Annotated in this window: 16 protein-coding genes and 2 pseudogenes; 1 reads left to right on the top strand and 17 read right to left on the bottom strand. The window is 39.6% G+C overall.

Going from position 1 to position 22,068, the window contains the following annotated elements; translation table 11 throughout:
• Positions 1–693: 693 nt before the first annotated feature.
• The 14 genes and pseudogenes from AC4PHI_RS09070 to AC4PHI_RS09135 all read right to left on the bottom strand — a co-directional run bounded on the left by AC4PHI_RS09070 (position 694) and on the right by AC4PHI_RS09135 (position 19,253).
• A complete protein-coding gene (locus AC4PHI_RS09070; protein WP_492201571.1) occupies positions 694–1,734 on the bottom strand; it encodes an LPXTG cell wall anchor domain-containing protein in 1,041 nt (346 codons plus the stop codon).
• Positions 1,735–5,934, bottom strand: a pseudogene (locus AC4PHI_RS09075) (Ig-like domain-containing protein); the annotation flags it as partial. It lies immediately after the preceding gene.
• Positions 5,935–5,948: 14 nt separating this feature from the next.
• Positions 5,949–6,908, bottom strand: coding sequence for a hypothetical protein (locus AC4PHI_RS09080; protein ID WP_492199596.1), 960 nt, complete (start codon positions 6,906–6,908; stop codon positions 5,949–5,951).
• 288 nt (positions 6,909–7,196) lie between these two features.
• Positions 7,197–7,505, bottom strand: a pseudogene (locus tag AC4PHI_RS09085) (IS30 family transposase); the annotation flags it as partial.
• Between the two features lie 189 nt (positions 7,506–7,694).
• Entirely contained in the window at positions 7,695–9,485 is a 1,791-nt protein-coding gene (locus tag AC4PHI_RS09090) for an oligopeptide ABC transporter substrate-binding protein (RefSeq protein ID WP_492199597.1), read from the bottom strand.
• Positions 9,486–9,501: 16 nt separating this feature from the next.
• Complete coding sequence (locus tag AC4PHI_RS09095; protein ID WP_492199598.1) at positions 9,502–10,407, bottom strand: ABC transporter permease; 906 nt, start codon at positions 10,405–10,407, stop codon at positions 9,502–9,504.
• Positions 10,408–10,436: 29 nt separating this feature from the next.
• Complete coding sequence (opp4B, locus tag AC4PHI_RS09100; protein WP_492199599.1) at positions 10,437–11,399, bottom strand: oligopeptide ABC transporter permease; 963 nt, start codon at positions 11,397–11,399, stop codon at positions 10,437–10,439.
• Positions 11,400–11,401: 2 nt separating this feature from the next.
• A complete protein-coding gene (locus AC4PHI_RS09105) occupies positions 11,402–12,352 on the bottom strand; it encodes an ATP-binding cassette domain-containing protein (protein WP_492199600.1) in 951 nt (316 codons plus the stop codon).
• The gene (locus AC4PHI_RS09110) at positions 12,349–13,359 is read right to left on the bottom strand and encodes an ABC transporter ATP-binding protein (RefSeq protein ID WP_492199601.1); all 1,011 of its coding nucleotides are present in this window, start codon (positions 13,357–13,359) and stop codon (positions 12,349–12,351) included. Before AC4PHI_RS09110 ends, AC4PHI_RS09105 begins: the two co-directional genes overlap by 4 nt.
• Positions 13,360–13,596: 237 nt before the next feature.
• Positions 13,597–13,836, bottom strand: a complete 240-nt coding sequence (gene acpP, locus AC4PHI_RS09115) for an acyl carrier protein (protein WP_492199602.1) — start codon at positions 13,834–13,836, stop codon at positions 13,597–13,599.
• Positions 13,837–13,920: 84 nt separating this feature from the next.
• The gene (plsX, locus tag AC4PHI_RS09120; protein WP_492199603.1) at positions 13,921–14,943 is read right to left on the bottom strand and encodes a phosphate acyltransferase PlsX; all 1,023 of its coding nucleotides are present in this window, start codon (positions 14,941–14,943) and stop codon (positions 13,921–13,923) included.
• Between the two features lie 129 nt (positions 14,944–15,072).
• Complete coding sequence (recG, locus tag AC4PHI_RS09125; RefSeq protein ID WP_492199604.1) at positions 15,073–17,109, bottom strand: ATP-dependent DNA helicase RecG; 2,037 nt, start codon at positions 17,107–17,109, stop codon at positions 15,073–15,075.
• 67 nt (positions 17,110–17,176) lie between these two features.
• Positions 17,177–18,853, bottom strand: coding sequence for a DAK2 domain-containing protein (locus tag AC4PHI_RS09130; RefSeq protein WP_492199605.1), 1,677 nt, complete (start codon positions 18,851–18,853; stop codon positions 17,177–17,179).
• Positions 18,854–18,890: 37 nt separating this feature from the next.
• Positions 18,891–19,253: an Asp23/Gls24 family envelope stress response protein gene (locus AC4PHI_RS09135; RefSeq protein WP_126808190.1), complete on the bottom strand. Its 363-nt coding sequence runs from the start codon at positions 19,251–19,253 to the stop codon at positions 18,891–18,893.
• Positions 19,254–19,507: 254 nt separating this feature from the next.
• Between AC4PHI_RS09135 and rpmB the strand changes: the two genes are divergently transcribed.
• Entirely contained in the window at positions 19,508–19,696 is a 189-nt protein-coding gene (gene rpmB / locus AC4PHI_RS09140; protein WP_492199606.1) for a 50S ribosomal protein L28, read from the top strand.
• 33 nt (positions 19,697–19,729) lie between these two features.
• Here the strand turns inward: rpmB and AC4PHI_RS09145 are convergent, their stop codons facing one another.
• Genes AC4PHI_RS09145 through rsgA form a run of 3 tightly spaced genes read right to left on the bottom strand, consistent with a single transcriptional unit; the run spans position 19,730 to position 21,967 of the window.
• Entirely contained in the window at positions 19,730–20,392 is a 663-nt protein-coding gene (locus AC4PHI_RS09145) for a thiamine diphosphokinase (RefSeq protein ID WP_492199607.1), read from the bottom strand.
• Positions 20,393–21,043, bottom strand: a complete 651-nt coding sequence (gene rpe, locus AC4PHI_RS09150; RefSeq protein ID WP_492199608.1) for a ribulose-phosphate 3-epimerase — start codon at positions 21,041–21,043, stop codon at positions 20,393–20,395. It abuts the gene before it with no gap.
• Positions 21,044–21,061: 18 nt separating this feature from the next.
• A complete protein-coding gene (gene rsgA / locus AC4PHI_RS09155; protein WP_492201572.1) occupies positions 21,062–21,967 on the bottom strand; it encodes a ribosome small subunit-dependent GTPase A in 906 nt (301 codons plus the stop codon).
• Positions 21,968–22,068 lie beyond the last annotated feature (101 nt).

Here is a 22,068-nt window from a genome sequence, read left to right on the forward strand (position 1 = left end):
TTTTATGCCAGCAGCAAAACAATTTCAATCTTAAATAGTATTCTGCCTAGCTGTCTGTTCTAATATTTTGAAAACATCAAAGTCAGACCATTAAATTTTAAAAGACATAGCTTCGGTTTATCCTATTATTTATACATACAGCCATTTAACCATCTTCAACTTTGTAAAAATAAACATTCTTCATTTACAATGACAGACTGATTAAAACTGCGGATTTATAAATTTTATGAACATTTTTTAGCTAAATTATACTCGCTGGATTTTTTAAATAGTACACTGTAAAATTTCTAATTAAAGCGAACATTATCATAAATTTTATTGATAATATTAGGATATCACATTTTTCTGGAAATTTGCCCTTTGTCTGTTAAAAATTTAAAATTCTCATTATTTGCAAGTTGATATCCGAATCAAATACTTGAGTAAAAAGTCATAGTCAAAATTCATGTATTATTGATTGTATAATTTTGGGTGTGGATAAAGAAATTTATAGAATATCATAAAAAAGGAACCAAGTAGCAGTGTGTACTTCTACTTAGTTCCAAACTAATTTTTACTCATCAGTCCTGTTAGACAAAGGACCGAATAGGACATTCTTTTTCTACTACAAATTTCTATTTACACAAAATATTTTTACGCTATCAACAACTGGCAAACCTAAATAAAGGAAGCTGGCTAAAATTAGAAATGCAATTATTTTTTTGTTATTTTCTTTGAATATGAAAATAAAACTATTGTCAAAATCCCTAATCCCAAAACAACTGGTATAATCGACGGATTTTCTCCTGTTTTTGGTAACGATTTTCCTAAAAGGTTTGTTGATTTTCCATCGGAAAGTTTCAAGTTATTTGATGGAGTTGTCTCTTTTACCAGTTCAGATTGGGCTTCAGTCAGTGTTTGAGCGGCTTCATTTACTTGCGCCTGTGTCGCCTCAGGGTTAGCCAAGACTGCCTTTGCATCCTTTAACGCCGCTGCAAACACTGACCAACTTTCTGCGGTATATTTCGACTCGTCTTTTTTCTCTGCTTCTTCAACCGCGCTACTTAGTGCGGCTTTGTCTACTGCCGGTGGAGTTGTTTCTTCCACTAGAGCTGATTGGGCCTCAGCCAGTGTTTGAGCAGCTTCATTCACTTGCGCCTGTGTCGCCTCAGGGTTAGCCAAGACTGCCTTTGCATCCTTTAACGCCGTTGCAAACACTGACCAACTTTCTGCGGTATATTTCGACTCGTCTTTTTTCTCTGCTTCTTCAACCGCGCTACTTAGTGCGGCTTTGTCTACTGCCGGTGGAGTTGTTTCTTCCACTAGAGCTGATTGGGCCTCAGCCAGTGTTTGAGCAGCTTCATTCACTTGCGCCTGTGTCGCCTCAGGGTTAGCCAAGACTGCCTTTGCATCCTTTAACGCCGTTGCAAACACTGACCAACTTTCTGCGGTATATTTCGACTCGTCTTTTTTCTCTGCTTCTTCAACCGCGCTACTTAGTGCGGCTTTGTCTACTGCCGGTGGAGTTGTTTCTTCCACTAGAGCTGATTGGGCCTCAGCCAGTGTTTGAGCAGCTTCATTCACTTGCGCCTGTGTCGCCGCAGGGTTAGCCAAGACTGCCTTTGCATCCTTTAACGCCGTTGCAAACACTGACCAACTTTCTGCGGTATATTTCGACTCGTCTTTTTTCTCTGCTTCTTCAACCGCGCTACTTAGTGCGGCTTTGTCTACTGCCGGTGGAGTTGTTTCTTCCACTAGAGCTGATTGGGCCTCAGCCAGTGTTTGAGCAGCTTCATTCACTTGCGCCTGTGTCGCCGCAGGGTTAGCCAAGACTGCCTTTGCATCCTTTAACGCCGCTGCAAACACTGACCAACTTTCTGCGGTATATTTCGACTCGTCTTTTTTCTCTGCTTCTTCAACCGCGCTACTTAGTGCGGCTTTGTCTACTGCCGGTGGAGTTGTTTCTTCCACTAGAGCTGATTGAGCCTCAGCCAGTGTTTGAACAGCTTCATTTACTTGCGCCTGTGTCGCCTCAGGGTTAGCCAAAACTGCCTTTGCATCCTTTAACGCCGTTGCAAACGCTGACCAACTTTCTGCGGTATATTTCGACTCGTCTTTTTTCTCTGCTTCTTCAACCGTGCTACTTAGTGCGGCTTTGTCTACTGCCGGTGGAGATACTTCAAAAGAAAATGTTGCTGTTATTTCAGGTCTAACCTGACTTGTTACGAGTACCTGATATTGGCCGATAGAGGTATCTGAGGTTGTTGTGATTAAACCTTTTTCATTGATAATTGGCATCACTGACTGCTCTTCAGCTTTAGCTTTATCTAGCAATTCATATACTACTTGAGAGCTCCAATCATCAGTTTCAATATAGGGTTCTTTCCCAACAACTTTTAGTTTTATTTCGTAGTGATTTCCTTGAGCAATGATCGCAGATTCCTGCTCAATCTCGATTCTTTCTGGAATTGCATGTGTATTTACATTTTGGAATATTTTCAATTCCTTAGGATTAGAAATACCAACTTTTTCTTCTAAAGCCGCTGGAAAACTATACTTCCCTGGAGGACTACTTGGAGAATAGTTACTCACATCATCATCCCAGGAAATAACTTTTAGTACAACTTCACTATCATCGTTTAAGATAGCTGTTACTTCATTCGGCATATCTAGTTCATCTCTTGATGTACCAATGAATCTATCTAATGCAGGGAGTTCATTAAAGCCAATAATATGTTTAGAAGTTACTTTTACATTTGCAACAATAGGGAATGCTACTCCCACTGCTTTACCTATTACTTCAAACTCACCTTCCTTCTGATAAAGGTCTGCTGAAATTTCAGGCCAATTGATCGTTACTTCTTTTTTTGTTCCATCAGAATAAAACACCGTCGTCTTTCCTGGTAGAATCGGTTTCTTCCCAGCTTCAGTTTCTATGTTAATTAATTCATGTTTTAACTCAAAAACATTGGACAAGACGATTTTTGGCGCTAAAGTATCCTCAGTGATTTCTTGCCCTTCAGATAATTTTAGTTTGCCATCTATAAAATCTTGATAGGCTTGTTTCGCTCCTTCTTTAGAAAATGCATCAAATCCAGCATTATCTGCATTATATCCAGGAAGTTTGCTGTCCGTGATCACTAATAGAAAACTCATCTTTTCAGGAATGGATTCTTCACTTTGGACTATTCTCCTCATGTAATTGCTGATATCAACATTCACGATATTATTATTGGCAATAATATCTGCATTCTTATATGAATTACGTGCAATAAACTCTTCATTAGGAACACTCGTATTCGATGGTCCATTATTCCACGTGACAGTTTCACTGGACCAGTTAGAATCTGTTGCATAAACTTCCATTTGAAATTGCGTGTTATTTAACCTCTCATTATCTGTGTCGCCTGCTGTTACCCAAGCATCGTATCTCATGACACTTAATTGGAGATTTGCTTCTTTTAAATCTTTATATTTTTCTAATTCCTTTGTATCTATTTCCACATAAATACGACGATTATAATCTGCAGCACCTGCATTCTTCAATTTTAATCCATACTTGCCGGAATAATTTACGCCATAAGGATATTTATAGGCATCACTACCAACTGTACTAACATTACCAGGTTCTGCCGAATAGGCTTTATTCCCTTCTTTCTTTTGTACAAAAGCTGTTTGCGACGTCTTAAAGGAAACAATATCTTTTCCTTCTCCTAATTTTCCTGTAAAGGTTACCTCAGCAGTGATCTGCCCTTGACCCTCTTTCATGCCCACAGCGTTCCCTTTTATTTCTACTTTTCCTTGGGCATTCACTTTATCTTGGGGTATCCTTTCCCATTGAATTGTAAATTCTTTTTTACCAGAACCAACTATCTCTCCATTCACTAATTCTTCAAATTCAAGCTCAAGGGTTTCTGGCAGTTTAGGATATACTCCCGTTGCAGATTCAATTTCCAAAAATACATCTTTGTATTCAGTAACCTTTTCAAAATTAGAAACCTGATGCGCCCCGATATCTAACACTTTATTTTTCAAGCTATTACCGAAAAAGTCTTCACTTGCATTATTACTTGCTGACAATCCTTTTGAGACAGCAGGTGAGTCTTCTTCTAAATTAAAAAGAGAAGCCCTTTTTCTCAATCGCTCTTTTGATGTGAATTCTGCAACACTGTCCGTTGCAGGATTCATTGTTGAAAATTCTTGAGATCCAAGTTCATCCAGTAACGCTTGATTTTCTGTGATTGCTAGTTTAGGTTTCTCAAAAATATTATTTCCTTTTTCTAATTTTTCAACCGTTGCCCCACTTTTTTCAGTTGCTACTTCTTTAGGCCAAATTAAATTATTTTTAAAGTACTTTTCTGGGTTATCAACCATTTTCCGTTCGACTGGTTCAGTTCCATTAGAAGGATAGTTTGACAAGAATTTTAATGTTCCATCTCCTTCTTTGTATAGAATATTATTATGGAAATTTGCAACTGTACGGCTGTTATCGTTACTATTACCTTCTCCAAATAAGGAAGTCGATATTCCATCGCCTACAAAGAAAGTATTATTATGAATCAATGGCATGGCTGCTCCGTCATTTTTCACCCAATAATGGAAAATACTTTGCTCTTTATACGTGTAACTGGAAGCCTTTCCAGGATTATCCTTACTTGTTCCCCGGTTTCCTCCGCCATCGTTTGCCGAAATATTATAACGAATAACAGAATTTCTCTGGTCAGACATCAACAAAAGAAATCCGCCTGTATTATGATGAGAATAATTATACTGATATACAACATTGTTAGATTGCATATCTATATCATAAGCTTCCGCATCGTTATATCCATATTGAATACCATAAACTTCATTGTATTGGAAAACACCATCATCTACTGACATTGCCCAAACCCCGGCATAGTTGTGTGTCCCATAATCGGCATTACACATACGAACAGCAACATTGCCCTCAACGACACCACCACTTTTAACTTCAGATAAAACTATGCCGTCTCCAGCAATGTCTTCTAAATAATTGTTTCGTATTACAATATTAGAAAATGTTTTATGGAAAGTATTTCCTTGAGAAGTATCCGAATCTGCCTTTGTACGTATTCCTTCTAGACCCACACGTTGAACGACATTGTTTTCGATTAGGATGTCATTAAATCCAGTTGTTGTCCTATGATCATTGGGAGGAGTAACGATGGTTCCATCTTCATCAAACCAACTCCCTAATACAATAATTCCTCCTACAGGTTTTAATCGTTTAGTCGAAGTTTGACCTTCGAAATTTAAATAGTATTCTGTTTGCACATCATGAACATAATTGTTACGAACCCTAACACTATTAAATGTTCGATTTTGCTCATAACCCCAAATCAAAATACCTGCACGCTGGGCATCTCCTGGTTTTTTGTAACTTTCTAAATCATTCAAATCTGGAGTGTTTGTTACCTCAAGGTTAGATATGTCCCAGTACTCTTGATTTACTAATTGAACAGTACCGGAAATTGCTCTCTTGTATTGACCGATACTATAAGTTCCACCACCGTTGATCACGGGACGTCTTGTAGATTCAAAAACCGCATTGCCTTGCGAGTCAGTGTCATAAATATCAATAACAATATGATTCCCTTTTGAACCATTCCCTTTTGGATGTAAATACTGATTGTTCCAAGTGCTTTTTGCATGGAGAAGAATGTGATCACCAGGTTCAAAATTTGTTTCATTGACTTTTTTAAAATCTTTCCATGCAGATTTTGGTGAAAGTCCATCATTATCATTGCTACCATCTTCACCATCTACATAGTAAGTGCTTCCATTTTCAGCAATTCCTTCTGACTTAAAAATTAATCCCTCGGTTTTTATTTCTTCTCCATAAACAAATAAAGTGGAAACATTCAAATGTACAAGAACTAATAAAACTGATAATATCATGCGCGAATATTTTAAAACCATTTTTGAATTCATTTTCTACTCCTTTGTCAATTCTGAAAGTGTTTTATAAACTGTTTTTTTGCCTCTTTAGTTAATTTAACACTGACCTCCTTTTTATAGGCATCAATTTTTTCATCGTATTTCTTATTAATGAAATAAGTTTCACCAAATTTTGGTGCTTCCTCGAACGTTAATAGCTGCCCTCCTTCCTTGTTTACTGTATAAAAAAATTGCTGCTCATGATATCCGGTTACTATCTCACCAACCGGTGTACCACTTAATATTTCACCAATAGCAATTGAGTAAATATCTTCCTTTTGAATCTCTTCACTTTTTAAATGAAAAGATGTAATAAAAGAGTCAGGTAATGATTTTTTAAAATAAGATAATATTTGTTCCAAATTACTATCAGGCAGAATTTCTTCAGCAATTTCTTCTAATTTTTCTTTATCTTCACTGTCAGTTATGATTTCAACTGCTTCTATCATATACTCTGATTTTTTATATTTATCATCCAATTGATCAAATGATTCTCTTAGTTCTTCATTGGTAGGTGGCTCTTTTTTTAAAAGTTCAGTTTTGATTTTATCTATAAGTTGGCTATCCTTATTATCTAAAAATTGCCATAATTCTAAGCCATTACCATTTTTCTGCCACTCTTTTTTCTCACTAGAAAAACTTACTGGTTCAATAATTTCAAGTTCTTCAGCAATTTGAGAAACAATTATATGGTCTTTTAAATCATTGAGTGCTGCAATATATAACTCATCAATGGGTTTTTCATCATTATAATCAGTCTTCCAAAATTTTTTGCCAAAAGAACTTATTCCGTATTTATCTGAAAACTGTTTAGCTACTCTATTAGAATTCTTTTCTCCATAAGTAATAAGTTCTTCAATACTAATTTTTTTTGTATTAATATCTCCAAATTGATTAGGGCGGGAAATAATAAAAATAATTATTATTACTAAAATTATAGAAAAAATATATAGATTTTTTCTCCTCATTTTTAAATCTCCTTTATTTTACGTAAAATTTATATACCTCACGAACATTATAGCTTATTAAGCCACTTAAAGAAAGCGTTTTTTTGTAATCTCCAATTTATCCATAAATAATATAACTAAAATACTTATATTTTAGTAAACATTAGAAGGGTAATCCGTAGAAACTATTTATTTTTTTACTAATATGTGTTCCCGAATGTCAAGTAGAAATTATCTACTAGTTTTTTTAGGCTCTATAATTTATTGAACTGATGAATCAAAAACTGATTTGTCTGCCTTTTTTCATTGTTACATTTGCCAAATTAAACTAGACAAATCATCTTTATTTACGTTGATCATAAATACTTTCAACAGTGTTTGATAATTTAATAATTTCTTTGGGATATGATTTCTTTTTGAAGTAACAGATTGAATAGAGAGTTTTGTGATATCATTCAAATCCATGGTCTTAAATAAGCCATCTCTACGTAACAGTCCATTAGAGTTTTCATTGAGACCACGCTGTGAAGGTGTGACAGGATCGGTAAAGTAGATGTCAATATCATTGATGTTACTGATGGTTTTCCAATTAGAAAATTCTTTGCCACAATCAAAAGAATTGATTTAAATAGAGTCTCTACCTCATACAGGAACTTATTTTTAAACAAATATAACAAAACCGGTAGAGAAAAATTCCCTACCGGATGGATGAACTCTATTCAGTTTTAATATCATCAACACCATTTGACGAACAACCAAAAGAAAGAGACCGACGTTCCAGTCAGTCTCTCAAGAAACTTTTAAAAATTATTTTGTTTTTTCTTCTGTCACAGAAACACCAAACCAGTTATTTGGAATTTCTTCTGACGTATAGTAACTATAGTTATAACCTTTCACCCGGTCATTGACAACAGAAATACGGTAGTTGTAGTTGATTGGAATCACAGGGATATCCTTTTTAACTAATGCTTGGAAATCTTTATAAGCTTTCTTACTGAAGTCTTCATCAAATGCTTTTTGTGAAGCAATATCTTTCAGTGCTTTATCCATTTCCTCGGAAGTATATCTCATCATGTTGAACTGTGCTGTCCGTCCAAATGACTCGGCAGGGTTAGGGTCAGTTCCTACCCCCCACGCAGCAGCGTACACGTCTACATCGTCACTGTCCCCTAAAACTTTATCATAAAATGAGTTTAATTCAATCAGACGTCCAGTAGTGTACTCCACTTTCAGACCGATATTTTCCATACTTTGCTTGAAGTAATCTGCCACTGTTTCTGAGCTGCCACTGCCTGACATTGCTGCCAGATTGATAACCAGTTCCTTACCTTCTTTGTCTTCCACAAAACCGTCGTCATTTGTATCTTTATAACCTGCTTTTTCCAAGATCTTTTTAGACTTCTCTGGATCAGCCTTAAATGCTTCCAATTCTGAATCATGAAGGTCTGTAAAGGCAGGTACGATAACTGAGTTGGCAGGTACACGTAATCCGTCATAGATTTTTTCACCTAGCTGTTCAGTATCTATAGAGTAAGCAATAGCTTCACGCAAAGCCTTGTCAGCCATTTTAGCTTTAGAATCGGAAACAGCTTCTCCTTTTTCCTTATCAAATTTACCAAATTTGAAACCAAGGTATGAATAATACAACTCTTCACGGCCGACGTTTTGATATCCTTCAATTTCTTTGTAGCTCTCAAAACTGTCTGATGGCATATCTAAAGCAACGTCAAAGCGTTTTGCTTTTAGTTCGTCTACAATCGTTGAGTTAGGTACCACTGTGATGACCATCTTATCCAACTTAGGTCTGCCTTTGAAGTAATGTTCATTGGCAACATATTCCACACTTTCACCTGTTTTAACATTAGCAATCGTGTATGGTCCTGTCGTTACAGGATTTTTACGGATTTCATCTGACTCTACTAATTTAGCGACCGGGATATCTTTTAAATAATGTTTTGGCATGGCGTATTGAAGCAAACCACTGCCGTATTCCACACTTGGATTTATTTCATTGTAAGTGATTTCCACCACTTTATCATCGACTTTTTTGATTCCGGAAATTGTGTCAGCTTCTCCCGCATGATACTCAGCCATACCCACGATATTTCCTAAACGGTCATCGTAACGAACGCCGGTATAGTCTTTATGGGCCACCACTTCATAAGCGAAAATAACATCATCAGTCGTTAAAGGCTCTCCGTCGGACCATTTCAAATCATCCTTCAAAGTGATAGTGACTTTGTTATTTTCAGTATCAAGTTCAGGAGTCGCCAGACCAGTATCATCATAGCGGAAATCTTCGCCAGTATTGAATAAAAATTGTTCAGCAGGCTCTAACAACATCCCATCGTAAGCATCTTCATACAAAGCATATGAAAACACCCCTTGGAACTGAGTATCATAAGGCATTGCAACCTTTAAAGTTCCTCCCTCAAGAGACTCTGCATCGTTTTCGATCATTGATGGAAATTTCGCTGCTTCCTCCGTTTTTTCTCCGCCGTCTGTCGACTTGTCTGCTCCGTCTTTACTGCCGCAAGCAGTAAAACCTAATGACAGGAGAGCAGCAAGTGCAATAAATCCTAGTGCTTTTTTCTTCATCATTATTTCCCCTTTCTTACCCCAATCTTTGTTTTGCATCAGCCGAGCGCCCTAACGCCTGACCAATATAATTTATACTCAACATCATTATCAATACAAATAATGATGCAGGTAACCAGACCCATGTTTTGTTCACTAAAACATCAGAATCTTTGGCAAATCCAATCAGAGTCCCTAGACTGGGAACGTCTGACGGGAAACCAAAACCTAAAAAGCTAAGTCCTGTTTCGATACCGATATTCGCCGCAAAATTTATGGTTAAATTGGTAATGATTAGCGAACTTAAATTAGGCATGACTTCTCTGAACATGATTTTAAAATCACCAGTGCCTAATGTCTTTGAAGCACTGACGTAATCTTTTCGAGCTTCTGACAATGTCTTGCTCCTAAATAACCGGGCTTTTCCCACCCAATAAAAGGCACTCATAATCGTCACAAAAGAAAATATATTATACTTCGGCACGATTGTAACAAACACAATGATTAGCATTTGCATCGGCAAAATCATTACAAAGTCGACGATTCTCATCAAAATATTATCCACGATTCCGCCATAATAGCCTGAGATAATTCCAATGGAGACACCAACGATAGATGTTATGATTGTAATACTGAAACCTATTAAAATCGAATTTTTTGCTCCAACAATCAATTCTCCAAAAACATCCCGACCTGAAATATCCGTTCCCAACCAATGCTGGCTGCTAGGATTGGCATACTGGTTCAAAATATCGACCTTCATCAGCTCTTTCGTATCAATGATTGCCGAGCCTATGAAAGCAATCGAAAGAAGCACGGCAACAATCACTAACGAAGCAATCGCTACTTTGTCCTTCTTGAACTCTCTGACAATCACGTTAAATCCCATGGGGACCGTACTTTCACTTATTTGTTGACTTTCACTGGGAGTCACTTCCGCCATTTTTTTCACCCTTCCTCATCTCAACTGGTTTATTGTATCCTGATTCGCGGATCAACGATACTTAAAATAATATCGGACAACAACGTACCGACTAACGTAGCAATACCAAGAATCAAAACAAGGGCTGTGATTACACTATAATCCCGTCCGTTTAAAGAGTCGATAAATAGCTTCCCGATGCCGGGATAACCAAAGATTGTTTCAATAAAAATCGAACCGCCGATTAAACCAGTGATTTCATAACCAAAGGTGGAAGCCACCGGCAATGAAGCATTTCTAAAAATATGCCGAGTATAGACTTTGCCTTCCGGCACACCTTTTGAACGTGCCGTTTTAACATAATCCAAGCCTTTTGAATCGATGACTTCTGTTCTCAAATACTGAATCGTGACTGCAGTTGCCAACAAAGCTTGTGTGATGGCAGGCAAAATAATATGTCTGAATTTATCCACATAAAACTCCAGTGTGCCATGAGGTATACCCACTGTTCCTGAGCCGTTTGTCGGGAACCAGGCAAGCTTGTAGCCGAATGCATACATCATCAGCAAAGATAAAACAAAAGGCGGCACAGCAAAACTGATATAGTTGTAGGCGACGACAAACCGGTCAAATACCGAATTCTGATACCTCCCCGCAAACATCCCGAAAGGTAACGCAATCGCATAAGTCAATATCAAAGCCAAGGTCGAAAGCCAAATCGTGTTGACTGCCTTGTCAGCAATAACACGGGAAACCGGCATTTTTTTGACATAGCTGATACCAAAATCTCCTTTGGCAGCATTTTTCACCCAGTTGACATACTGGGTAGGCCATGGATCATTCAATCCTGCTTCTTCACGCAGCTCCTCGATTCGGTTAGGGTCAGTGTTTGGCGTAATCAGTCCCGTAAAAGGGTCTCCGGGCATTGCCTTAGCCAAAGCAAAAATGAACATACTTAAAATAATGACTTGAGGAATCATCAAAATAATTCTTCGTAAAATCGTTTTCCACATGATTACATTCCCTCACTTTCATGATGAATCACAGCCGCTTTATGGGTGGAAGAAATATCTTGCAAGTCATAGACCCGACCGTTCTCATCATAATAGTCGCTGATCAATTCCTGATATTCCTGTTCAACACCACGCCGCTGAGCTTTATGCTGTTCACGATTTTCCACGTCTATTTTCGGAATTGCCGAAAGCAGGCGCTTGGTGTAGATATGTTGAGGATTTGTATAAATGTCTTCACGTGTCCCGACTTCAACAAACCGTCCTTTATGCATGATTGCCAAATTGTCGCACATGTACTTGACGACCCCTAAGTCATGGGAAATAAATAAATAACTCAAATCATACTGCTGCTGGATATGTTTCATAAAATTCAGCACTTGTGCTTGCACAGATAAATCTAGGGCTGATACAGGTTCATCAGCGACAATCAGTTTCGGACTGGTCGCCACTGCCCGTGCCACACCCAGACGCTGACGTTGTCCCCCGGAAAACTCGTGGGGATATTTATATAGCGAATCTGTGGGCATTCCGACGATGTCGAGCATCTCGCGCACACGTTTTTTTTCTTCCAAGTCTGTCAGATTTTCAAAGTTTCTGATGGGTTCTGCAATAATGTCAATGACTCGTTTTTTCGGATTCAAACTTGACATTGAGTCCTGAAAAATCATTTGAACGTCTTGATTATATTTGGTAGCTTTTCTCACCGAACGCTTGGTCACATCGTTACCCTCATAGACAACTTCTCCGCTGGTAACTTTCTCTAACCCGACCACTGACTTGCCGATTGTTGATTTCCCTGAACCGGATTCTCCAATCAGTCCGTAAGTTTTCCCCCGTTCGAGGGTCAATGTCACACCGTCTACCGCATAGACATAGTCAGTAATTCGGTTGAAGAATCCGCTTCTGATAGGATAATGTACTTTTAAATCATTTAGTTTCAGCAATTCACTCATAGCACTTCTCCTTCTTCATCCCTGAAATGAAACTGTTTGTAGCAGGTACAGCGAACATGATGTCCCGGTGCTACCTCGTGAAGTCCCGGATCTTCTTCGTGAGCTTCAGCCGGAATCCAAGGAATGCGTGCAGCAAAGCGGCAACCTGTTCTTGGCATCTGTGTCAAAGACGGAACAACACCTTCAATAACATGCAAGTCTTCATCTGGCGAATCTTCTTGAGGAATGGAATTCAGCAGTGAGCGAGTGTATGGGTGTTTGGGATTTCCAAAGAGTTCAGCCACAGGCGCCGTCTCAACAATTTGTCCTGCATACATCACCGCAACCCGGTCTGCCATTTCCGCAACAACTGCCAAGTCATGAGTAATTAAAATAATACCCGAACCGGTTTCCCTCTGCAGATCTTTCAATAAATCCAAAATTTGAGCTTGAATGGTCACGTCCAGTGCTGTTGTCGGTTCGTCGGCAATAATAATCGGAGGCTTGCAAGAGATGGCGATGGCGATAATGACGCGCTGACGCATACCGCCGGATAGTTCGTGAGGATATTGTTTTGCTACTCTTTGGGCATTTGGGATGCCCACTTGGTCAAGCAGTTCGATCACTCGAGCTTCTCTCTGTTTTTTATCAAAGTTTGTATGATAGTTTAGCGACTCGGCAATTTGCTCACCGACTCTCATCAAAGGATTCAACGCTGACAAAGGATCTTGAAAGATCATCCCAATGTCATTTCCCCGTATTTTGTTATACAGTGTTTCATTGAATTCCAGCAAATTCAAATCTTTGTAAATTACTTGTCCTGTCGATTTGGTATTTAAAGGATTATGCAACCCCATAATAGTGGTTGCTAGCGTACTTTTCCCACACCCTGATTCTCCAACGATAGCTAAAATTTCATTTTTGTCCAATGTTAGAGAAACATCGTCCACGGCGTCGTAAAAAGTATCTTTGATTCGAAATCCAGTATGTAAATTTCGGACTTCGAGCAGCTGCTCCTCTTTACTCATATAATACCCCTCTTTCAATGTTTCTTAATTGCATTAAGGAGATGCAATCACTAGTTTCATTTTTTAAAAAACTGTCTTTTTTTCTATAAAATCCCCCAGTATTCTCTGATTATACTGAAATGTTAGTCTATTTTCAATCAACTAAACATGATTACACATGAAGATTTCATTGATTTCTCATTTAAGAAAAACAGACAATTATTTTGCTTGGCAACAATAATCATCTGTTCTATCTTATTATAAGTGAGTTGCTATATAGTCAACAGCTGCTCCGACTGTTTCAATTTTTTCAGCGTCTTCGTCGGATATTTCTGTCCCAAATTCATCTTCCAATTCTAAAACGAACTCCATGATTTTTATCGAGTCGGCTTCCAAATCGTCCTTGATGCTTAAACTTTCTACGATTTTATCTTTTTCAATATCAAAATGTTGCAAGATAATCCCTTGTACCTTTTCAAATACTTCTTCACGTGTCAAATCCTGTCACCTCCAAATTATCTGTAGTGGTATGTTATTTCTAGACTTATTGTACTTACTTTTTATCAATTTGTCTATAGCGGTCTACAGAGAATCCTTACTTTCAGATTTTTTTCTTTCAGCATAAAAAGCAACCAAGTCATCTGTGATTTTTGTCTCAAGCATCACGGAAATTTGGCGGATTGTGTACGCTACAGCTTCGGGACCTGTACTACCGTGAGTCTTCACCACTGGTGCTTTTAGTCCAAATAAAACTGCCCCTCCGTAGCTGGAATAATCCAAACCGTTCTTCACATTTTTTAAAGCGTCTTTTAATAAAACTGCGCCTAACTTGCCCTTGACACCGGAATCTAAAATAGAAGCTTTCAATACAGACATGATATTCAGTGCCGTACCTTCAATAGACTTTAGAACCGCATTGCCGGTAAAACCATCTGTGACGACAACATCAGCCACACCGCCTAAAATATCCCGGGCTTCCACATTGCCGATAAAATGAATACTTTCTTCACTTGCTAAAAGTTCATAAGCAGACTTGGTCAACTCGCTGCCCTTTGATTCCTCACTGCCGTTGTTCAACAGACCCACTCGAGGAGCGGTGATTTTTCTGACATTTTCTGCGTAATGGGAGGCCATGATGGCAAACTGTAAGATATGTTCAGGTTTATTATCTGCGTTGGCTCCCATGTCAATAAAATCGAATCCCTGTTTTTTCTCATCAAAGGTGGGTAATGTAGACATCAGTCCCGGACGCTCCACATTCGGAATACGTCCCACAATGAATAATCCTGCGGCAAGCAATGCTCCCGTATTTCCGGCAGAAAAAACAGCATCAGCTTCCCCGTCTTTGACTGCCTTGGCTGCCAAAACCATGGAGGCTTCCTTTTTCCTTCTAATTGCTCTGACCGGTTCATCATCACTTTCGATTTTTTCCTCCGTATGGATGATTTTGATGTTTTTTTCGTCAGTCACATATTTTTTTATTTCTGCTTCATTCCCGTACAATTGAAATTCAATGCCAGGGAAATCTTTCTTCGCCAGCATCACGCCTTCTACGATTGCCTTGGGTGCATAATCTCCTCCCATGGCATCAACTGCTATTCTCATAGTGTCACTCCTTTTCATAACGGTTCGTTGTTCCTTAAACAGCTCAAAAAATTCAGCATTGATTTAATTTTTAAGGACTTCTTTACGTTCAATCTTTAATATTATAGCATAATTTTTATTTCCTGCTTATCAATCAAACTCTGATCGTCCCTGATGTTTTTTCAAATATTCTGAGAGAGCTTGATTTTCAGTTTGCTGCCACCATTGGTCTTCCTGCCAGATTGCTGCTGCTTCCTGACGGGCACGTTCCAGCATGTCAAAATCAGCCACAATATCACCCACTAAAAATTGGGGAATGCCAGATTGTCTGACACCAAAAAACTCTCCGGGTCCGCGCATCTCCAAATCTTTTTGGCTTAAAACAAAGCCGTCATTGGTTTCTGTCATGATTTTCATCCGTTCAACGCCAGTGTCATTTTTAGGGTCGGCAACCAGCACACAATAGGAAGCCTTGCTTCCTCTGCCGACGCGGCCCCGCAGCTGGTGCAGCTGTGCCAGACCGAAACGATCTGCATCCATAATCAACATAATCGTCGCATTGGGAACGTCCACGCCTACCTCGATGACCGTCGTTGAAACCAGTATATCTAAAGACTTATTTTTAAAATTTTCCATGATGGTTTCTTTTTCATCGGCTTTCATCCGTCCGTGAAGCAAACCTACCTGATACTCGGGAGCAAAAAAATGATGAAGCATTTCATACGTTTCCTCAGCATTTTTCAAATCCAAAGCTTCCGACTCTTCAATCAAAGGACAGATGACATAAATTTGATGACCCTTTTGAAGCTCTTTTTTCGACCATTCCAGCACAGTTTCCAACTGTTTAGGTCTGACCCATCTGGTCACAATCGGGATTCTCCCTGCAGGCAGTTCGTCAATGATGGAAACATCCATTTCCCCGTAAGCAGTAATCGCCAGTGTCCGGGGAATGGGTGTTGCCGTCATAAACAAAACGTCAGGGTTGTCTCCTTTTTCCCGCAGCAATTTTCTTTGATTGACACCAAAACGATGCTGTTCATCTGTAATCACCAAACCAAGTTTATGAAAATTCACACTTTCTTGAATCAGCGCATGGGTACCGATAACGATATCCAGCTGATGATTAGCCAGATGGGATAAAATCTCCCGGCGTTCTTTCGCTTTGGTGGAACCTGTCAACAAAGCGATGCTAACATCGAAATGTTCAAATAATTTTATCAGACTGAGGAAATGCTGCTCTGCTAAAATTTCTGTCGGTACCATCAAAGCACCCTGATAACCGGCAGTAACTGCCGCATATAGTACGATTGCCGCTACGACCGTTTTACCGCTCCCCACATCTCCCTGCAGCAAACGGTGCATGTGGAGGGGGCTTCTCAAATCCCGGCAAATATCATTGGTCACCCGTTTCTGTGCATCTGTCAATTCAAAGGGCAAGTCTGCGATAAACGCTTTGAGTTGTGCCACATCATATAAAATTTCTAAGCCTTGGGCCAAAACCTTTTCCTGATAACGCAATTCCTGCATCCGCATCTGAAATTCAAAAAATTCCTCAAAGATAATCCGCCTTCTAGCTTCTTCATTCATCCCCATGTCCTGCGGGAAATGCATTTGTTTTACGGCTTCTTTTCTGTCTAAAAAATGATATTTTTTGATAAGCTTTTCGGGCAGCCATTCTTCAATCAGCTCTTGGTATTCTCCCAATGCTTTTCCGATCAAATCCACCAGTGTCCGCTGGCGGATATGTTTATTCACATGATAGATAGGGGAAAATTCATCTTCCGGATTTCCTGAGCCTAAAATTTTTATGCCCATTAGAGATTTCCTTTTGTCGTCCCACTTCCCGAAAACTGCAATGTCTTCTCCCTGAACGACCTGATTTTGCAGATAATGCTGATTAAAAAAAGTCACGTTGACTACGGCATGGTCTTGCAGCATTTTAAAATTCAAGCGGTTTTTCCGGTAACCGTAATGGGAAACGACTGCCTCTGTGATTGCTTGACCTTTCAGCACTACCTTCTCCCGATCGGCGATGTTTTCAATGGAGCGTACCTGAAAATCATTGTAGCGAAAAGGAAAATATGTCAGCAAGTCTTCAATGGTATTAATTCCTAAATTATTCAAATGTTCCAGTCTTTTCGGCCCCACTCCCGAGAGTACGGCCACACTGTCCTGCAAACTCTTCACTCTGGCTCACCTCATTGATTTAAAAAAAGCCAAACAAAATGTTTGGCTTCGGCTTTTATGACAACACCTATTCTACTGAGAATAAGTATGGATACACCGGCTGGTCTCCTTGATGAATTTCAACTTCAAGCTCTTCATCAAGAGACTCGATCTGCTCTTTGATTTGATTGGCTTCCACAGCAGCTGCCTCTTCTCCAAAGATAATGGTGACGATCTCACTGTCCTCTGTCAGCATACGTTTGATTGTTTCTACTGCTGCTTCAAGACGATCCGGTGTTGAAACGACAATATCTCCGTCCACCATTCCGATAAATTCATCTTTACGGATTTCCAAACCATTGATTGTGGTGTCTCTGATTGCTGTCGTCAACTGTCCGCTGATAACCTCATCCAGCATTTCAGTCATTGCTTCCTGATTTTCTTCAAGAGACAGTTGGTCATTGAATCCCAGCATGGCTGTCATTCCTTGGGAAATTGTTTTCGCAGGAATCACGATGGCAGGCACATCACTCACTTCTGCCGCCTGATCTGCAGCCATAAATATATTTTTATTATTAGGCAGGATGATCACTTTCTCAGCATGGACTTCTTCGATTGCTTTCACGATATCCTCTGTACTTGGATTCATAGTTTGTCCGCCGCTGATAACATAGTGAGCTCCTAAACTTTTGAACAGCTCTTGAACGCCTTTACCTGCTGCCACTGCAATCACACCGTAAGGCTTGCGGGTTTCCGGTTTTTGTTGCGCATTTTCTTGATCTGCTTCTAAAATCGTTTCATGTTGCAGACGCATATTGTCTACCTTGATTTTCATCAATGAACCGAATTTTTGACCATAGTTCATTACTTCTCCCGGATATTCTGTATGCACATGGACTTTTATCACTTCATCATCAGCAACTACTAATAAAGAATCTCCCAGACCGCTTAAATAATTGCGAAAAGTATCGTAATCAAATTTACTGTCAACAGTCTCTCCCTCGCCGATTTTTACCATGATTTCCGTACAGTAGCCGTACTTTATCTCATCAGTTGAAACATGGCCTGCCACACTCCGGTGGTGTTCGGCATTGACCATCTCTGTCATTTCTGCCGGACTTGGCTGGTAGATTGGCAGTTCAGCAACTTTTCCGGAAAGCACTTCTAAAAAGCCTTCATAAATGAAAACCAGTCCTTGTCCCCCGCTGTCCACTACCCCAACTTCTTTTAACACCGGCAGCAAATCTGGTGTTTTCTCCAATGATTTTTTTGCAGCTCTGACAACTTCTTCCATCACTGCCACACAATCATCTGTTTTCTGAGCTTTTTTAATCCCTGCGCGGGCACTTTCACGGGCAACCGTCAAGATTGTCCCTTCCACCGGCTTCATGACCGCTTTATAGGCTGTTTCCACTCCATTGGCAAAAGCAGCTGCAAATTGCTGGCTGTTTAAAGTCTTTTCTTCTTTGACTGCTTTTGAAAATCCTCTGAACAGCTGAGATAAAATGACGCCCGAGTTTCCTCTGGCACCCATCAAAAGTCCTTTTGACAACAACTGAGTCAGCTCTCCTACGTGCTCAGACACTGAGTTCGTCACTGCCTTTGCTCCGCTGGTCATTGATAAATTCATATTAGTCCCTGTATCCCCGTCAGGTACAGGGAAGACATTCAACGAATTGACATATTCCGCATTTTGTTCCAACCGAACAGAACCCGCTCTAACCATCGCTTGAAACTGCCCACTGTTGATTTGTTTGATTTCCACTTGAATAATCCTCCTTGAGATTCCATTGATCCGACAACTAGTCTGGCAGTACACGTACATCCTGAACAAAAACGTTCACTGAATTTGCAGTGATTCCCAACATCGTTTCCAAATTGTATTTTACTTTTTCTTGGACATTTCGGCAAACTTCAGAAATTTTTGTCCCATAACTAATAATCGTATATACATCTACCGCTACACCGTTTTCTTCTTGGCGCACGACTACTCCACGGGAATAGTTCTCTTTGCGAAGGATATCACTTAAATTATCTTTAATCTGATGTTTACTAGCCATACCGACGATACCATAGATATCTGTTGCTGCGCCTCCTACAACAGTGGCAATCACATCATTGCTAATTTCAATGGTTCCTGCTTGTGTATTAATTTTTACAGCCATAAAACTAATCCTCCTTAGGGCACAAAAGGCCATTTTCTTACATTATTTTATCATAGTACTTGTTAATTTAAAAGGTTAACTCACTTGTCAGAGTGAAACTATTTAAAAAATTCGCTTAATTTTTGAAAAATTTACTTGAAAGTTTCATTTAGTATCCATCTTTTCCCCTTGCATTCATTCAAGGTTTATGATAAATTATTCTAGTATGAGCTAGTCGATAAACGCTCCGAGATCAAAGCAAAGGAGGAAGGAACATGGCAAAAGAATGTTATATTACTGGACGCAAAACTAGAACTGGCAACTCCCGTTCTCACGCACTGAATGCATCTAGACGTACTTGGAAACCTAATCTGCAGAAAGTTCGTATTTTAGTGGATGGTAAGCCTAAGAAAGTTTGGGTTTCAACTCGTGCTTTGAAATCAGGTAAAGTTGAGCGTGTTTAATTTTAATACAGTAAAAAACTGTTAGCAAATTTGCTAACAGTTTTTTTTATCGTCTTTGCTCTGAATCACTGCAATGATTCCCTCGCTGAAGGAAAATCTAGCTGATTTTCCAGTAAACTCATTACTGGCATAGCTAATCGGGCGAGGAACATATTGGTCAGTCAGAAGATATTTAGTATCGTAAAGAGTCAAGTCTTTCGCTTCCGTCAAGCAGACAAACGCCAAATAATTTTTGTCCGCCTCCTTTTCAACGATATACTCCCCCGGCAAATAGTAAGTAAGACTGTTTTGCCTGTCCACAATAGATATTTGGGAAGTATAAGGAGCCAGTACCGGATTAAAGGGCAGCCACAAATTCGACAGTAGGTGATCCAAACGTCCGCCGGTAGCGCCAATTATGCTCAGCGACGCTTCCGGGTAGGTGTCAAAAACTTTTTGGACAGCCAGCTCCGTATCTGTAAAATCTTTTTCCGGTTGAGCATAGTGGATTGCAGCAACATTTTTCTCCACCAGTGCCAATTCATCTTTTGTCAATGAATCGAAATCTCCCACCGCCATGTGGGGGATGATTCCTTTTTCCAGCAAATGCCACGTGCCCCGGTCTACTCCTACCCAAATGGAAGAAGAAAAAAAATCATTTTTAATATCGGGCCAAAGTTCAGTAGGCCCTCCTGCTGCTAGGATTACTGAAGTCATTTATTTAAGCGCATCCTTTAATTTTTGAATCTGTCTAGCTGGGTCATCACTTGCATAAATATAGGAACCTGCCACAAAAACATCTGCTCCTGCTTCCGCACATTGCTTGATTGTTTCGTCTGTCACTCCGCCGTCTACTTCTATTTCATAAGTATAGTTTTTAGATTTTTTCAAATCAGCAACCGCTTTGACTTTTTCTAAAGTTTCAGGAATAAATGATTGACCGCCGAAGCCGGGGTTTACAGTCATGATCAATACCATATCAACCATCGATAACACAGGGTCGATTGCACAGACCGGTGTGCCGGGATTGATGACGACTCCTGCTTTTACTCCAAGAGACTTGATTTGCTGGATGCCCCGATGCAGATGATGGGTACTTTCAGCATGAATCACAATAAAATCTGCTCCCGCCTTGGCGAAATCGTCTATATATTTTTCCGGTTCGACAATCATCAGATGAACATCTAGCGGCAATTTTGTCACTGGTCTCAAAGCAGCCACAATGTTCGGGCCTAAGGTGATATTAGGAACAAACTGCCCATCCATCACATCGATGTGGATGTAATCTGCACCTGCCTCCTCCACCATCACTACATCTCTTTCTAAATTTGCAAAATCCGCACTTAAAATCGACGGTGCAATTTTCATCTTACTCATCCTCCTAATTTAATTTTTGCTGCGACCGTATAAAGGTTTTCTGTTTTCCAACTCATCCAGCATTTGTAAATAATTTTTATAACGCTGCTCAGAAATTTCGCCCTGTTCCACTTGTTTTTTAACTTCACAAGCCGGCTCATGGACATGACGGCACTCGCGGAATTTACAAAATTCACTGGCCCGCCTCATTTCTATGAACTGTTTGGACAGCTCGCTTAAAGCCATATCAGGCAAATCAATAGCGCTGAATCCGGGAGTGTCTCCCACTAAGCCGTCCAGTAACGGGATAAATTCAACATGCCTTGTGGTATGCTTTCCTCTTCCCAGAGACTTAGAAATTTCTCCTGTCTCCAAAGCCAGCTCAGGAGAGATTTTATTAATCAAGGTAGATTTTCCCGCTCCGGTTTGGCCCATAAAAACAGTGATGTTTTCGGGGAAATATCTTTCAAGCTCCGCTAAAAGCGAGTCGGGGTCTTGAAACTTGGGAAGCAAAACATCATAGCCGATTTTCTGATAATACCGGCAGGCCATTTCTATTTCTCTATAAGAATCTTCGTCTAATAAATCCGTTTTGGTCATATAGACGATGGGAATGATTTGATGATATTCCAGATAGACTAAAAAACGATCTAAAAGATTGGCAGAAAAATCGGGTTCCACACAACTGACAATGATTACCGCCTGATCGATATTAGCAACCGGCGGACGAATCAACTCATTTTTCCTCGGTAAAATTTCAAGTAAATAGCCGTCTGTTGTCGAGTCGCTTTTAAAAATCACTTCATCCCCTACCAGAGGAGTGATATTTTTATTCCTAAAGTTCCCCCTCGCACGTGTCTGATAGGTTTCCCCTTCGGAATAAACATAATAAAACCCGCTTAAAGCTTTTCTAATCTGCCCTCTTGACAAGCCAATCCCTCCTTTATGTTGGCCAGAGTTTTCACTAACAGTTCCAGTATAACATACTCTTTTTTACAAAGAAAAAGAAACTGTCAGCTGAAAACCAACAGTTTCTT

The sequence above is a fragment of the Vagococcus sp. QWL-13 genome (genome assembly GCF_058683555.1).

Excerpts from the sequence above, each read along its gene's own strand:
- AC4PHI_RS09110 (WP_492199601.1), bottom strand. The coding sequence starts at position 13,359 with ATGAGTAAAGAGGAGCAGCTGCTCGAAGTCCGAAATTTACATACTGGA.
- AC4PHI_RS09095 (WP_492199598.1), bottom strand. The coding sequence starts at position 10,407 with ATGGCGGAAGTGACTCCCAGTGAAAGTCAACAAATAAGTGAAAGTACG.
- rpe (WP_492199608.1), bottom strand. The coding sequence starts at position 21,043 with ATGAAAATTGCACCGTCGATTTTAAGTGCGGATTTTGCAAATTTAGAA.
- rpmB (WP_492199606.1), top strand. The coding sequence starts at position 19,508 with ATGGCAAAAGAATGTTATATTACTGGACGCAAAACTAGAACTGGCAAC.
- opp4B (WP_492199599.1), bottom strand. The coding sequence starts at position 11,399 with ATGTGGAAAACGATTTTACGAAGAATTATTTTGATGATTCCTCAAGTC.
- AC4PHI_RS09090 (WP_492199597.1), bottom strand. The coding sequence starts at position 9,485 with ATGAAGAAAAAAGCACTAGGATTTATTGCACTTGCTGCTCTCCTGTCA.
- AC4PHI_RS09145 (WP_492199607.1), bottom strand. The coding sequence starts at position 20,392 with ATGACTTCAGTAATCCTAGCAGCAGGAGGGCCTACTGAACTTTGGCCC.
- AC4PHI_RS09080 (WP_492199596.1), bottom strand. The coding sequence starts at position 6,908 with ATGAGGAGAAAAAATCTATATATTTTTTCTATAATTTTAGTAATAATA.
- AC4PHI_RS09105 (WP_492199600.1), bottom strand. The coding sequence starts at position 12,352 with ATGAGTGAATTGCTGAAACTAAATGATTTAAAAGTACATTATCCTATC.
- plsX (WP_492199603.1), bottom strand. The coding sequence starts at position 14,943 with ATGAGAATAGCAGTTGATGCCATGGGAGGAGATTATGCACCCAAGGCA.
- AC4PHI_RS09135 (WP_126808190.1), bottom strand. The coding sequence starts at position 19,253 with ATGGCTGTAAAAATTAATACACAAGCAGGAACCATTGAAATTAGCAAT.